At 61.8% G+C, this 14,454-nt stretch carries 14 protein-coding genes; 6 read left to right on the top strand and 8 right to left on the bottom strand.

The features are described from left to right. Positions 1-157 precede the first annotated feature (157 nt). Both LOY26_RS19995 and LOY26_RS19990 read right to left on the bottom strand, forming a co-directional pair. Positions 158-2,617: a TonB-dependent siderophore receptor gene (locus LOY26_RS19995; protein ID WP_186663912.1), complete on the bottom strand. Its 2,460-nt coding sequence runs from the start codon at positions 2,615-2,617 to the stop codon at positions 158-160. A 129-nt stretch (positions 2,618-2,746) separates the two neighbouring features. Further along, positions 2,747-3,607, bottom strand: coding sequence for a formylglycine-generating enzyme family protein (locus LOY26_RS19990; protein WP_077068505.1), 861 nt, complete (start codon positions 3,605-3,607; stop codon positions 2,747-2,749). 442 nt (positions 3,608-4,049) lie between these two features. Here LOY26_RS19990 and LOY26_RS19985 point away from each other — a divergent pair, with 442 nt between their 5' ends. After that, positions 4,050-4,931 carry a DMT family transporter gene (locus LOY26_RS19985; RefSeq protein ID WP_047583795.1) on the top strand — a complete coding sequence of 294 codons (882 nt, stop codon included), beginning with the start codon at positions 4,050-4,052 and terminating at the stop codon, positions 4,929-4,931. Positions 4,932-4,935: 4 nt separating this feature from the next. On the opposite strand, the gene LOY26_RS19980 is transcribed toward LOY26_RS19985, so the two are convergent. Further along, positions 4,936-5,394: a DUF4265 domain-containing protein gene (locus tag LOY26_RS19980; RefSeq protein WP_186658140.1), complete on the bottom strand. Its 459-nt coding sequence runs from the start codon at positions 5,392-5,394 to the stop codon at positions 4,936-4,938. Positions 5,395-5,407: 13 nt separating this feature from the next. Next, a complete protein-coding gene (locus LOY26_RS19975; RefSeq protein ID WP_186658137.1) occupies positions 5,408-6,283 on the bottom strand; it encodes a DMT family transporter in 876 nt (291 codons plus the stop codon). Positions 6,284-6,432: 149 nt separating this feature from the next. Between LOY26_RS19975 and aceK the strand changes: the two genes are divergently transcribed. Further along, positions 6,433-8,148, top strand: a complete 1,716-nt coding sequence (aceK, locus tag LOY26_RS19970) for a bifunctional isocitrate dehydrogenase kinase/phosphatase (RefSeq protein WP_186658133.1) — start codon at positions 6,433-6,435, stop codon at positions 8,146-8,148. Positions 8,149-8,177: 29 nt separating this feature from the next. On the opposite strand, the gene LOY26_RS19965 is transcribed toward aceK, so the two are convergent. Beyond that, entirely contained in the window at positions 8,178-9,038 is an 861-nt protein-coding gene (locus tag LOY26_RS19965) for a DUF6279 family lipoprotein (protein WP_186658130.1), read from the bottom strand. A 129-nt stretch (positions 9,039-9,167) separates the two neighbouring features. Between LOY26_RS19965 and LOY26_RS19960 the strand changes: the two genes are divergently transcribed. Beyond that, entirely contained in the window at positions 9,168-10,004 is an 837-nt protein-coding gene (locus LOY26_RS19960; protein WP_033699704.1) for a S1 RNA-binding domain-containing protein, read from the top strand. On the opposite strand, the gene LOY26_RS19955 is transcribed toward LOY26_RS19960, so the two are convergent. Both LOY26_RS19955 and LOY26_RS19950 read right to left on the bottom strand, forming a co-directional pair. Further along, positions 10,005-10,385, bottom strand: coding sequence for a hypothetical protein (locus LOY26_RS19955; protein ID WP_186658124.1), 381 nt, complete (start codon positions 10,383-10,385; stop codon positions 10,005-10,007). A gap of 118 nt (positions 10,386-10,503) precedes the next feature. After that, positions 10,504-11,976, bottom strand: a complete 1,473-nt coding sequence (locus LOY26_RS19950; RefSeq protein WP_186658121.1) for a nitrous oxide reductase family maturation protein NosD — start codon at positions 11,974-11,976, stop codon at positions 10,504-10,506. Between the two features lie 244 nt (positions 11,977-12,220). Here LOY26_RS19950 and LOY26_RS19945 point away from each other — a divergent pair, with 244 nt between their 5' ends. The 3 genes from LOY26_RS19945 to def all read left to right on the top strand — a co-directional run bounded on the left by LOY26_RS19945 (position 12,221) and on the right by def (position 14,091). Further along, positions 12,221-12,400, top strand: coding sequence for a CsbD family protein (locus LOY26_RS19945; protein ID WP_033699700.1), 180 nt, complete (start codon positions 12,221-12,223; stop codon positions 12,398-12,400). Positions 12,401-12,598: 198 nt separating this feature from the next. Next, positions 12,599-13,558 carry a YihY/virulence factor BrkB family protein gene (locus LOY26_RS19940; RefSeq protein WP_186658118.1) on the top strand — a complete coding sequence of 320 codons (960 nt, stop codon included), beginning with the start codon at positions 12,599-12,601 and terminating at the stop codon, positions 13,556-13,558. Beyond that, positions 13,555-14,091: a peptide deformylase gene (gene def / locus LOY26_RS19935; RefSeq protein ID WP_033699698.1), complete on the top strand. Its 537-nt coding sequence runs from the start codon at positions 13,555-13,557 to the stop codon at positions 14,089-14,091. Before LOY26_RS19940 ends, def begins: the two co-directional genes overlap by 4 nt. Here the strand turns inward: def and LOY26_RS19930 are convergent. After that, positions 14,046-14,414 carry a GNAT family N-acetyltransferase gene (locus tag LOY26_RS19930; protein WP_186658203.1) on the bottom strand — a complete coding sequence of 123 codons (369 nt, stop codon included), beginning with the start codon at positions 14,412-14,414 and terminating at the stop codon, positions 14,046-14,048. The genes def and LOY26_RS19930 overlap by 46 nt on opposite strands. Positions 14,415-14,454 lie beyond the last annotated feature (40 nt).

The raw sequence follows: 14,454 nt of genomic DNA, 5'->3' as shown, positions 1-14,454 counted from the left end.
CGGCGCTTGGTGGGGAGGATTTTAGTGCGCGGCCTTTCGAACAGTCGACACAGTAACAGGAGGGATTGATAAAGAGAGGACGAGAGGATCAGAGAGGGGGTAGAGCAGCAGAGTATGGCCAGACCCAGGAGCAAGCCCAGGTTCTGGCCAACGAGCCTCAGAAGTCGTAGCGCAGTGTTACCGTGGCGTTGCGTGGTGCCCCGTAATGACCATAACTGCCAGCCATGCCAGCGTAGTACTTCTTGTCGAAAATATTATTGACGTTCAAGGTGGCGGCAAGGCTCTCATTGATCCGGTAGCGCGCCATCAGGCTGGTGACGAAGTAGTCATCCTGGGTCACATGGCTGTTGTAGCGGGCAAAGTTCAGCGTGGATTTCGAGTTCCAGTTCACACCACCGCCCAGGGTCAGTTTTTCCCACTCGCCAGGCAGTCGGTAAGTGTTCCAGAAGCGGAATGTGTCCATCGGTAGTTGCGGGGTCAGGCGCTTGCCGTCAGCATCTTCGGTGCGGGTATGACTATAGCCGGTAAAGACATTCCAGCCTGGCAGCACTTCGCCCGACAATTCTACGTCCACACCTTTGGTTTCTGCACCGTCAACTGCGCGAGAAGCGATGAGACCACCCGAGTCAGGAACCACTTCATTGGTCGACTCGGCCAGGTTGTCTCGCTTGACCATGTACAACGCAATGTTGGCGTTCAGCCGGCCCTCGAGGAACTCACCTTTCCAACCTAACTCGTAGTTCTTTCCGACTTCAGGATCAAGCGGTTTGCCTGTGATATCTACGTTATTCTGTGGCTTGAAAATGTCGGTGTAGCTGGCATAGACGGATTGCTCATTCGTCAGGTCATAGACGATGCCTGCATACGGCGTGACGACACCGCGTTCTACCATTTTGTAAGGCGCGGGTTCATTACCAATACGCCACAGGGCGTAGTCGAACCGATAATTGGACGCCCGTGCCCCGAGAATCAGATGCAGATCATCGGTCAAATTAAAGCGGCTCGCCACAAAATAGCCGGACTGGCGGTTGGAAATATTGTACTGAATGCCGGGAATGATTTCGTCATCACCCGGTTTGGGGGTCTGGTTATCCCAATCGTAAAAATTGATATCCACATCGGGTCCAGAATCACCCCGGTGTTTATTTTCGTACTCGAGATAGTTATACCCAACTATCAGTTCGTGTGTTTGCCCCAACAGTTGGAATGGCCCCTGGAGCGTGGCGTCGACGCCTTTTTGGTGCTGTTTGGCAGTCACGATACCTGCGCTGATTTCGGTTGAACCATCGAGCTCCAGATAAGAGCGGTTGGTCGTAGTCGAGTAATAGGATGAAAACGAATCACGGTCAACATCCATGTAGGCAGCCGCCAGCTTGAATTGCCAGTCGTGGGCCAATTGCTGCTCAAGGCCAAATGTGTAATTGGTCGTCGTGTAATCGTCGTAACCCCAACGTGCATCAGAACTGGTCGAGCGGGAAAAGTTTGTGGGTTGGCCGTTGGTGTAAATGATGGGTACACCCGGTGCACCGTTGACTTTGTAAGTCTGGCGATCAATCCCGAACCGAGCCACTGTGGTGTCTGTTACATCAGCTTCAACAACACCGTACAAGACATCTCGGTCTTGCGTGTACCAGTCCATGAACGTGTGGTTGTCCTGCTTGGCGGCAAAGAAGCGCCCCCGAACTCGACCGTCATCCGTCAGCGGGCCAGAGACGTCAGCTTCTGCGCGGTAGTAGTCCCAAGAGCCAACGCCTGCCTGAATGTGAGATTTGAATTCGCGTGTTGGACGCTTGCGGATCACGTTGACCACGGCACTGGGGTCACCTGCCCCCGTCATCAGGCCGGTTGCGCCACGGACGATTTCGATACGGTCGTACAACCCCACGTCCATAAGCGTACTGGGCATGTTACGCGTCTGGTTATCCTGATAGGTCGTCACACCATCAAACTGATAGATATTGATAGCGCTACCGCGAGAATAAATGTTGAAGCGTTCGCCACCATCCTGCGACATGGTGATGCCAGGGGTCTGGGTCAGGACCTCGTTCATGCTGCCCAGATGCTGGTCGTCCATGCGTTGACGCGTAACCACTGTAATGGTCTGGGGCGTTTCGCGAATAGAAAGGTTCATCTTGGTGGCCGTGCTGGTAACTCCCGTTGTGTAGGAGCCCGTTCCTTCCGTGGTTTCGCCCAGCCCGGCACTGTTCACATTGGTCGCTGACAGTTCGATTTGGCCGTCTTTTGCCGCCGCGCTGGCCGTCACGGTCACGGTATTACCATCAATCTGATACCGCAGCCCCGTCCCCTGCAACAGAATACGCAACGACGACGCAAGATCATGCCGCCCCTTCAGCGCCGAAGACCGCAGCCCGCCAATGTCTTCCGGGCTGTACAGCAGCTGCGTATCCGTCTGCTTGGCCAGCGCCTGCAGCGCGGAGTTCATCGACTGCGCCGGGATATCCAGCGTCCACTCCTGCGCCTGCACCTGGAAAACCAGCGCACTAGACAGCGCCAGGCCCATGCCGATGCGTGACAGCGCACGCTGGGGACGAAGCGAATGACGAATCAGTAAGGCTTTGGCGAGCGGGTTGAGCGCACTGGGCAAGGGCTTGGACATCGGGTTGCGTTCTCGTTGGCAGAGGGGTTTTTTTCTATGTGCTGTATGTGACGCAGCACCTGCGAAAAACCGGAACGATTCTTATTGACTGCTTTTTTCGCAGGCGCAGCGTTAACCGTGTCACACGTTTCAGAGTTCGCGTGCTACGCGGAAACCGAGGAAGTCACCCCGGGTGGTTTTCAGCCGGTCATTGCGGTTGGCCGAGCGCGAGAAGATCGGTGGCTCACCCCAGTCGTTGCCGCGCATGTGCGCGCGGATGCACGTGGGGTCCTGGACCCAGGCGCTGCCGTCGCTGGGGGCGCCTTCGTAGCTTTCGTGGTAGCAGTCGGCGACCCATTCGTAGACGTTGCCGTGCATGTCGTACATGCCGAAGGCATTGGCCGGGTAGCTGCCCACGGGGGCGGTGAAGGTGTAGCCATCGCGGGGGCCATAGGTGTTGGCGTGCTTGCTGATTTCGTACTTGCCCGGCTCATCGAAGGGGAAGGGGAACGGGCCGGTGGAGCCGCCGCGGGCGGCGTATTCGCGTTCGGCCTCGCTGACCATGCGGTACGGCTTGCCGGTTTTTTTCGCCAGCCATGCGGTGTAGGCCTGGACTTCGTCATAGTCGACGCACACCGCAGGTTGGCGGGCGGTTTGTTTGTAGGTTGGCTTGCTGGCCTCGCACCAGCGGCCGGGGCGGTCGTCGCCGCTCTTGATGACGGTGCCGGTGGCCTTGATATAAGCGTCCAGCTCGCCAGCGGTGACCTGGTAGCGGCTCATGGCGAATGGCTTGGCAAAGGTCACGGTATGCAGCGGGCCTTCGTCGGGCTGGCGGCCGACTTCGTCGTCGGGGGCGCCCATCACGTAGCTGCCGGCGGGCAGCACTACCATCTCTGGGCAGTCCTTGCAGTCCTGGAATACGTCACCTGGCTTGGCCGCGTGGGCGTAGGCGCTGACCAGCAGCAGGCAGGTGATCTGGGCTGGCCGGTAGAGCCAGGTTTTTGCGTTCATTGGGGGTCCTCGGAGCGGGTGAATGCGTGCGGCGTTTCGCATTCAGACGAGCCAAGGCGGTGAAAAATTAACCAGCGGCCGCCCCTGCATCGGTCGGTTTAGCGAGTTGCCAACCAGAAAACGCCGGGCTATAGTCCAGGCCATTGATCTCATCCGAAGACCTGTTCATGCCTGCCATCCCTTCCACCACATGCTTTGCCCTCGCGCCAGTCGCGGGCAGTGTCGTGCGTGGCAGCCAGCAGCCGGCCATGATCAGTCACTACCCACCACCTGTCAGTGGCGTTGTAGGCGGCGTAGCTCCGCCTCGCTGCGTGGTCGTGCTGGGCTGATCGGCTTTTTGCCGCATCCCACCGCACCCGCAACCTACTGAACACGGTCGGCTACTTCTCTCGCTGAAAGTTACGCCCTCCGTTCGGCTTATTCGCCCGAAAGGTGGCACTACATGTCTGTCATTTCCAAAGCATCCGTGGCCTCGGCGGCCACCACCAGCCTGTTCGTCCTGCTGTGGAGCAGCGGGGCAATCGTCTCCAAGCTGGGCCTGGCGCACGCCAGCCCGTTCGCCTTCCTGCTGTTGCGCTCGGCGCTGGCACTCGCCGGCCTGTTGCTGATCGGCCCGTTGCTGGGCTTGCGCTGGCCGCGCAGTCGCGGGGCGATTGTGCGCGCCCTGGGCACCGGCTGTGTGCTGCTGGGGGCCTATCAGATCTTCTATCTGTTGGCGCTCAATACCCATGTCACCCCCGGCGTCATGGCCACGGTGATGGGGGTGCAGCCGATCCTAACCGTGGTACTGATGGAGCGTCAGCGCTCCTGGAGCCGGTTGTTCGGCCTGGGGTTGGGCCTTGCCGGGCTGGTGATGGTGGTCTATCAGAGCATCAACCTTGGCGGGGTGTCCCTGGCCGGCATGCTGTTTGCGCTGCTGGCGTTGGGCAGCATGACCTTTGGCTCGATCCTGCAAAAACGCATCACCGACAACCCCATGGGCACGCTGCCGCTGCAGTACCTGGCAGGGTTTGCCCTGTGCGCGCTGTTCGCGCCGTTGCAGCCGTTGCAGGTGCAGTGGAGCGGTGGTTTCGTCGGTGCGCTGTTGTGGATGGGGCTGGTGGTGTCGTTGCTGGCGACCTTGCTGCTGTATCGCCTGATCGCCAAGGGCAACCTGGTCAACGTCACCAGCCTGTTCTATCTGGTGCCTGCGGTGACGGCGGTGATGGACTTCCTGATCTTCGGTAACCGCCTGGCACCGCTGAGCCTGCTGGGGATGGGGCTGATCGTGGTGGGCTTGCTGTTCGTGTTCCGCAAGCCGGCTGCGCAATTGGCCGAGGCGTAAGCCTTCAGCGGAATTCTTCGGGGATGGTGTGCCGTAGCACGCCTTCCTCGAAGTCCAGCAGGTCGGCTTCGCGCTGGGTCAGCAGGTAGTAGAGCAAGGTGTCGAGCGAGCGCTGTGTGGCGACTTCGACAGCGAGCATCCTCACTGCCTGTTCCGCTTCGCAGTTGCAGCCGAAATCCTCCAGTGCCGTGCGCACTTGGTCGAGGGTTTCCGGTGGCTTGACGATGACCCGGAACACCGAGCGGCCGCCGCTGCTGCGCAAGGCGTCGAACCAGGTTTCACCTGCTTCGTCCCGTGTGCCAATGATGTCGCCCGGTGCAATGCCGTAGACATAGAACGGGATGTTGTCGACTTCGTAGCCGCCCTCTGTTGCCTTGGCCCACAGGCCCTCGACCGAGGCGGGCGGGTAGCCGTCCGCGTCCTGCTGCAGGCGGAACAACACCTTCTTGTATGCATCGCTCATCGTGGCTCCTGCTTTATTTACGTGTCGGGCGCAGCACCAGCCACAGGGCGGCGCCAATCAGCAGGCCGCCGTACAGGTGCGCCATCGACAGCGGCTCGTCCAGCAACCACGCGCCCCACAACACGCCGAATACCGGGATCAGGAAGGTCACGGTGCTGGCCTTGACCGGGCCGATTTCTTCCAGCAGACGGAAGTACAGGATATACGCGAATGCGGTGCACAGCAGGCCCAACCCGAGCAGCGACAGCCACACGTTCCAGCCACCCCAGCTGGCAGGTGGCTGGGTCAGTGCGCTCCAGGCGAACAGCGGGCTCAGCAGCAAGGTTGCGCCGAGCATGCTGCCCAGGGCCGAAAGGCGGCTGTCCAGGCCGCTGACCCAGCGGCGGGCGAGGAAGCCGGCAAAACCATAACAGGTGGTGGCCGCCAGGCAGGCGAGGGCGCCTTGCAGCAGGGCCATGTCCAGGGCGACGGGGCCGGCGCCGCTGAGGATGCCGACGCCGAACAGGCCCAGGAAGATGCCGCAGAGTTTGGGCAGGGTCATCGGTTCGCGGAAGAACAGCACGCCGATCAGCACGCCCATCAGCGGTGTGGTGGCGTTGAAGATCGCCGAGTAGCCGGCGGGCAGTACTTGCGCGGCCACGGAGTAGAAAGTGGCCGGGATGCCCGAGTTGATCATGCCCAATACCAGGCAGGCGCCGAGTTTGCCCTGGAAGTCCCAGCGTACCCGCGCGGCGGCGAGGATGGCGATCAGCCCCAGGCAGGCAATCGACACCCGGAAAAACGCAGTCGGCACGGTGCCGAGTTCGGGGGCGATGATGCGCATGAACAAAAAGCTCGCCCCCCAGACAGCGGCAAGGGTCAGCAGGCGGGCTAGGGCGATGGGGCTCACAACGGTCTCCGGGGTTTGGGCAGGGCGCGAGTTTACGCCAGGGGGGAGTGGGATTCTTGTGCTTTCTTGCGCAGTGAATCGGTGCGCGCCCTTTCGCGGGCAAGGGACCGGCTAAGCTGTGTATCTCACCCTGCAACGAGATGCCTCGCATGCACCAGCACTGGCCCGCCGGCGAAATCGCCCGGATGATCCTCGACGGCTTCGATGACTACCGCGAGCACTTTCGGCGCATCACCCTTGGTGCCCGTGAGCGCTTCGAGCAAGCGCGCTGGCAAGACATCCAGCGCGCAGCAGCGGCGCGTATCAACCTGTATGAAGAGAAGGTGGCCGAGGCCAACGGCTGGCTACGCCAGCGCTTCGCCGAGGATGTATTGCTGGAGGTGGAGCAGTGGCCGCTGGTCAAGAGCGCCTACATTCGCCTGATCGACCCACGGCTCGACGACGAGCTATCCGAGACCTGGTACAACTCGCTGTTCTGCAGCCTGTTCAGCCATGACCAGATCAGCGACGGCTGCATGTTCATCCACACCACCCGGCCGTCGATGCGCAGCCACGAGCGCGCCGCGCAAACCCGCACCTACGCACTTGGCGATGGTCTCAAAGGCTTGCTGCGGGCGATCTTCGCCGACTACCCGTTCGATGTGCCCTATGGTGACCTGGAAGGCGACCTGACGCGCCTGGAAGAACAACTGCGCGAATGCCTGCCGGACTGGGTGTGCAAAGACCCGGCCCTGGCGGTCGAGTTGTTCTCGCCGGTGCTGTACCGCAACAAGGGCGCTTACCTGGTCGGCCGCCTGTACACCCCCGACGAGCAGTGGCCGTTGGTGATCCCCTTGCTGCACCGCGAAGGCCATGGCATCGAGGCCGATGCGCTGATCACCGACGAGGCCGAGGTGTCGATCATCTTCTCCTTCACCCGGTCTTATTTCATGGTCGATGTGCCGGTGCCGGCGGAGTTCGTCAACTTCCTCAAGCGCATCCTGCCGGGCAAGCACATTGCCGAGCTGTACACCTCGATTGGTTTCTACAAGCATGGCAAGTCGGAGTTTTACCGGGCGTTGATCAACCACCTGGCCAGCAGCGACGACCGTTTCATCATGGCCCCGGGGGTGCGCGGGATGGTCATGAGCGTGTTCACCCTGCCGGGCTTCAATACGGTGTTCAAGATCATCAAGGACCGGTTCGCGCCGTCGAAGACGGTCGACCGCGCCACCGTGATCGACAAGTACCGCCTGGTGAAGAGTGTCGATCGGGTAGGGCGCATGGCCGATACCCAGGAGTTCGCTGATTTCCGCTTTCCGCAGAGCAAGTTCGAGCCGCAGTGCCTGGCCGAGTTGCTGGAGGTGGCGCCGTCCACGGTCGCGTTGGAGGGTGACACGGTGCTGATCCGCCACTGCTGGACCGAGCGGCGCATGACGCCCCTCAACCTGTACCTGGAACACGCCAGTGAAGGGCAGGTGCTCGAGGCGCTGGAGGATTATGGCCTGGCCATCAAGCAACTGGCGGCGGCGAATATCTTCCCCGGCGACATGCTGCTGAAGAACTTCGGCGTCACCCGCCATGGCCGGGTGGTGTTCTACGACTATGACGAGATCTGCTTTCTGACCGAGGTGAACTTCCGCCATATTCCACCGCCGCGCTACCCGGAGGACGAGATGTCGGGCGAGCCGTGGTACTCGATCGGGCCGCATGATGTGTTCCCCGAGGAGTTTCCGCCGTTCCTGTTTGCCGATATGGGCCAGCGGCGGCTGTTCAGCCGGTTGCATGGGGAGTTGTATGACGCGGATTACTGGAAGGGGCTGCAGGCGACGATTCGTGAGGGGAGGGTGATCGATGTGTTTCCGTATCGGCGCAAGTTGCGGTGAACCCGGGGCCGCTTTGCGGCCCCAGCATGTCAGCCCTTCAAACACTTCAACTCACTGAAGTCAGTCCGCACCTTGCCCAGCCGCTGCTGCAGCAACTGGCGCTGCGCTGGGGTACTCAGTTGCATCAGGTCGACCAGCAACGTGCGCGCCTGTTGCTCGGTGTTCTGGTAGGCCATGCGATATGCCGGCGTCCACAGGCTCTCCTTGCGCTGTAGCAATTGCGCCAGGCGTGGTTCGAAGCTGGCGTCGCTACGCTGGTCCATTGCCAGCACCAGCTGTTGCTGCCAATGCGCGCGGTTGGCGATCCACTGGCGGTTCTGGTCGCCCAGCGCCTGTGACCAGGCTTGCACCCGCAGCCGCTGCGCCGCACTGAGCTCACCCAACCACGGCGTCAGGCGTTTTTCCATGCGTTCGGTACGGCGGGCAATCTGCTTGGGCAAGGGCGTGTCGACATACTTCTTTTGTCGCTCGCTGATGTCGTCGCGGAATGCCTGGCGCATTTCTGCCACCTGGGCGTCGCTCATGCCACGTAACAATTCGGTAGCGGAAGGGGTGATCTCTTCGGCGACACGGCCTATGGCCGCGCGCGCTTCGCGGGTGCGTTGCTGCAACGCCTGGTCGGTCACCTGGTCCTCGGCGACCATGGTGCGCACCCGGTCCAGCCAGTCGAGGTAGCTGGGCAGCTGGGTTTTGCAATGCCAGGCCAGGTGCTGCTTGAGGCGCTCGTCGAGCAGTACTTTCTGCTCGCGGTTCATGTCCAGATAGTCGCCCAGCGACCACGGCACCAGGCGGTCGAGGTTGCGGTAGGCCAGGTCTATGCGGCTGCACGCCGCCAGGGCCAGGGCGAACGCCACGGCGATGAGCAGGGGCTTGAACAGGCGTGAAAGCATGTGCTGATCCTTGCAGTGGCTGCCAATCAGTAGACGCAAGGGTAAGGTGGCGGTTCCACCGAATCAGCGGTCAGGCAGCGCGGCGGCTTCGGGTGTAGAATAGCCGTCTTGTCTTGAGGAACATCGGAAATGGCTCTGCTTGGGCGTTACAACAGTTTGCAAATCGTTAAACACGTGGAATTCGGCCTGTACCTGGACGGCGGCGCCGATGGCGAGATCCTGCTGCCGGGGCGCTACATCCCGAAGAACGCCGAGACCGAGGTCGACGATTGGTTGAACGTGTTCATTTACCTGGACAGCGAAGACCAGCTGATTGCCACCACCGAGAAGCCCAAGGTGCAGGTCGGTGAATTCGCCAGCCTCAAGGTCAAGGACATCAACGGCGCCGGCATCTTCCTGGACTGGGGCCTGCCCAAAGACCTGCTGATGCCTTACTCGGAAGAGTTGCAGCCGCTAAAGATCGGTGACTACTGCGTGGTGCACGCCTACCTCGACAAGCGCACCCGCCGCATCACCGCAACGGCGCGCCTGGACCGCTACCTGGACCGCACTCCGGCCGATTACCAGGTGGGCCAGCCGGTCGAGCTGCTGGTGGCGGGCGAGACGCCGATGGGCTTCAAGGCGATCATCAACAACCGCCACTGGGGCCTGATCCACAAGAACGAAGTGTTCAAGTTCCTGCGCTCGGGCATGCACGAGAAGGGCTTCATCAAAGAGATTCGCCACGACGGCAAGATCGCCCTGAGCCTGCAGCCAGTGGGCGCCGCCCTGGCGGACAGCCTGCAAGAGCTGATCATGCAGCGCCTTGAAGCCGAAGGCGGCATGCTGCCGGTGTGCGACAAGAGCGACCCGGCAGTGATCAGCAAGCTGTTCAACGTCAGCAAGGGCAACTTCAAGAAGGCCATTGGTGCGTTGTTCAAGCAAGGCCGCATCGTCATCCATGACGATCGCATCGAGCGGGCCTGATCAGGCCTGCACGAAGGTCCGGAAGTCCAGCTGCTCGCCACCTGGGCGGGTGTCGCGCAGCAGCGAATCGCGGTCGGCGCTCAGGGCCAGGCTGATGGTCGAGCGGCGCTTGCCGGGCTTGCGCACTTCCATCTGCTCCAGGTGAGCCTTGAGGAAGTTGGTCGGCACCTTCAGGTGCTGTAGCTCATCGGTGTCGGGGGTGTGCAGCAGCAGGTTGACCCAATCGGGCTGGCCCTTGCCCAGCAACGCTACCGGCACCTCGAACCACCACAGGTTGCGTTTCGGGTCGAGGATAGCGAACAGGGTGTTGCTGCTGGTCAGTACTGGCCGGGCCAGTGCTTCGTTACGCCGTGCGATGGCGGCGGGTTTGTCGAGTTTCATGCAGGTTCCTGCGGGTTGACGCTTGATAAGGCCTGCATTGTGAGGGGTGGCGGGTAGCTGAGCAAGGTTTGCCTGGGCCGGCCTCTTCGTCTGTAAACCCGCGAAGAGGCCGGTTGCCTCAGCGACGAACCGGCAGGCTCAACTCGGAAGTCGCCCCGTCGGCCGTGGTCACGGTCGCCGTGAAGCTGTGCAGCCCGGCACTGTTCTCCAGTACCTGGGCAAACCGCGCCTGCCCCTTGGCATCGCTGTTCACCAGCACTTCCCCGAGATACTGCTCCGCCTCGCTGCCCGTTGCTTGCGCATTGCCGAACAACTCGACGCGCAACAGGCTCGACGCCGGCCCCTGCACCTCACCGCGGATCACGTTCCCCTCCAGCGCCATCAGCCGTGGTGGTTGCTGGTTGTGATTAGGCAACGGCTGGCACGGCTTGGGTTCACCCTGGGCATTGCAGATGATTGCCTGGTCCTTCTTCGCCAGCTCCGCGCCCACCCCGCGCGACCCTACGTACAACGCATGCGCCTGCGCCGGCACGCCGAACACGATAGCGCCGGTGCGCTGGTCTGGTACGCAAGAGCCGCCAGCCTCGCAGCGGCGGATGTCCTGGCTGTTGCCCCAGATACGGTTGGCGCTCAGGCGGGTGGCGGTGATTGCCGGCTCCGGGCGCAGGGCCACGCCGATGCGGTTGCCGTGGATCAGGTTGCCATCGAGCATGTTGCCCTCGCCGGTTACGCTGACACCGATCGAGTTGCCGCTGAAGGTATTGGCGCCCAAATAGTTGCGGTTGCCCCAGTTGATCTGCAGGCCGTCGGAGTAGTTCTCGAAACGGTTGCGGACCACGCTGTTGTCGTTGCCCAGCAGAATTTCGATGCCCTGGGAGGGCTCGGGGTTGGCCGCCGTGGAACGGAACAGGTTGTCGGCCACCAGGTTGAAGGCTGCGCCGCGGGTCAGTTCCAGGCCGTCGCCGTTGTCGATCAGCTGGTTGCGCAGCACCTTGTTGTTGACCGTGGTGGTTGCAGTCGGGTTGCCGGCACCGTCGTCGCCGGTCAGCATGATGCCAGCACCGCCCTTGTTGGCGATGACGCGGTTGTCTTCGATGACGTTGCCACTGGCGCGATTGACCAGGATGCCAATGCAGAAGTTGCGCACTTCCAGGCCGCTCAGGTGCACGCCCTGGGTGTCGCGCAGCACCAGGCCAGGGTGGGTGGTGGTGCGCACGTTGGTGCCGAACTGGCCGGGCAGAGCGCCGGGGCAGGTGTGCACACCCTGGTCCTTGATGTAGCCCGAGCCGTCGATGGCGATGTACTGGCCGTCGCGGGCCCACGCCTGGCCGGTGATGCGCACCGGCCCTTTGATTTCAGGCAGCGCGCGCGTCGGGCGGATGACATAAGGCGCCTGGCCGACCGCAGCGATTTCGATGCGGTAGTGGCCGGGGTTCTGGTTGTTGGTCTCGATTGCCCAGCGCAGGCTGCCGGGTTGGCCGTCGTCGGCATAGCGGTCGACGCGCAGGGTTTCGGTTACGGCCGGCGAGGCGGCAAGGGCGGGCAGGGGAAGCAGTGGCAGCAGGGCCACGAGCACAGGCATCAGACGCATGGGGGCGGGTTTTCCGAAAATCGTTGTTTTTATGACTGGCCTGCCCTATGTGGGCGGGCGTATGCCGCGATTCTAGGGCAGCCGGCAGGTACTGGGCAGTTGGGCGGGGTAAATGGGTGCGATATTCGCACGCAGATTTGCCGCTCGGCTTGTTCGGGTGAAATTGGTTGAAACTCTTGCGAAAGGCCCTGGGTCCACAGACTGTCGACACGGTTCACGTGTCTCCATTTGCAGGAGTTTTGCCATGAGCGGTACTAAAGACAAAGCGAAAGGCTTGGCCAACGAAGCAATCGGTAACGTGAAACAAGGCGTCGGCAAGGTGACCGACAACGACAAGCTCAAGGCTGAAGGCAAGGCCCAGGAACTCAAGGGTGAAGCGCAGCAGATCAAGGGTGACGTCAAGGATGCCGTGAAGAAGCCTTGATGCCGTATTGAGCGTTCCATCGATTCGCGGGCAAGCCCGCCCCTGCAGGTAGCACGTAGCCGGTGGGGGCGGGCTTGCCCGTGAATGCCTGGGCCCAGTTACGTAGGCATTTTCTTTATAACCCTCGGGAGCAGCACAGCAACGGCGTGGTCTATTAGACTTGCCTGTTGTATCGATCGAGCGGCGAAAGGAGACGCTATGATATTTTCCGCCCTGCAGGGCCTGCCCTTGCACCGCGTGCTGGTGCGCACCGTCAAGGAGTTCCTTGACGACGAGATGTCCACCTATGCGTCCGCGCTGGCTTACCAGATGCTGTTTTCGCTGTTCCCCTTCCTGTTGTTCCTGATTGCCCTGATCGGTTTCCTGCATTTGCCAGACTTCTTCTCCTGGTTGCGCCTGCAATCGGAACTGGTGCTGCCGCCCCAGGCGCTGGAGCAGGTGAACCCGGTGATCGACCAGTTGCAACAGTCCAAGGGCGGGCTGTTGTCGGTGGGTATCGTGATTGCCCTGTGGACCGCCTCGGCGGGTGTGCGCTTGATGATGAGCGCCATGAACGCCGCTTACGATGTGCCGGAAGGCCGCCCGGTGTGGAAGCGCATACCGCTGTCCATCTTCTACACCGTGGGCATCGCCGGCATGCTGCTGGCTGCGGCAGCGCTGATGGTGCTCGGGCCGCAGGTGATGGAATGGATTGCCGCCCAGGTCGGCATGCAGGAGGTCATCGTCACGGTCTGGACCATCCTGCGCTGGCCGGCGATCATCATCTTGATGATGGTAGCGGTGGCCTTGATCTACTACGTGATGCCGGATGTGAAGCAGAAGTTTCGCTTCATCACCCCAGGCTCGGTGCTGGCGGTGGTGGTGTGGATCGTCGCCTCCCTGGGGTTTGCCTACTACGTCAAAACCTTTGCCGATTACAACGCCATGTACGGCAGCATCGGTGCAATCATCGTGCTGTTGCTGTATTTCTATATTTCCGCCGCTGTGCTGCTGCTCGGCGCGGAAATGAACGCGGTGATCGAGCACATGTCGGCCGAGGGCAAGAACCCTGGCGAGAAGGATTTCGACGGTGAAAAATCCCAGGAAACCCTTACCGTGCTGGGCCACGAACACCCGCAACCGAGCCAGCATCAACCTTCCGAGCCGAACCCCAGATGATCCGTGACATTCTCAAGATGGGCGACGAACGCCTGCTGCGCATCGCCCCGCCCGTGCCCGAACACCTGATCGGCAGCGCCGAACTGCAGCAGTTGATCGACGACATGTTCGAGACCATGCGCCATGTCGGGGGTGTGGGCCTGGCCGCACCGCAGATTGGCATCGACCTGCAACTGGTGATTTTCGGCTTCGAACGCAGCGAGCGTTACCCCGATGCCGAAGCGGTGCCGCAGACCATCCTGATCAACCCGGTGATCACGCCGATGACCACCGAGGTCGAGGACGGTTGGGAGGGCTGCCTGTCGGTACCCGGATTGCGCGGCGTGGTGCCGCGCTACAAGCACATTCGCTATGAGGGGCTCGACCCGCAAGGCAACCCGATCAACCGTTTTGCCGATGGCTTCCATGCGCGCGTGGTGCAGCACGAGTGCGACCACCTGATCGGCCGGCTTTACCCCTCGCGCATCCAGGACTTCGCCAAATTCGGTTACACCGAGGTGCTGTTCCCCGGGTTGGACGCCAGCGACGATTGACCACGCTGCAGGGCTACTAGCGGCTTGCTGCGCTGGTAGCGCTGCAGGCGGGCAGCCAGGGCTTCTGGCAGCGCGGTTGCCGTGTCGAAGCCAAGGCGCTGGTAGAAGGGCACAAGGTCGGGGTGGCAGAACAGCCAAGTCGGCCCAACGGCCTGCGCCAGCGCGGCTTCGACCAGCCGCCCAGCCACACCTTGGTTGCGCTGTTGCGGGTCGACGAACAGCCCGGTAAGCCAGTAGCCATCGCCCACCGGGGTCAAGTTCAGCCCTGCAATGATGCAACTGGCACGCGCCACCCACAGTTCGCCGTCACTGGCCGAGCGCATGCGCGAGCCGTGCTGGCGGTAGAAGTGATCGAGCAGGCGT

Source organism: Pseudomonas sp. B21-047 (genome assembly GCF_024748775.1).
Lineage (GTDB): Bacteria > Pseudomonadota > Gammaproteobacteria > Pseudomonadales > Pseudomonadaceae > Aquipseudomonas > Aquipseudomonas capeferrum.
The sequence above is the reverse complement of the archived record's forward strand: the minus strand, read 5'-3'. Positions and strand labels throughout refer to the sequence as shown.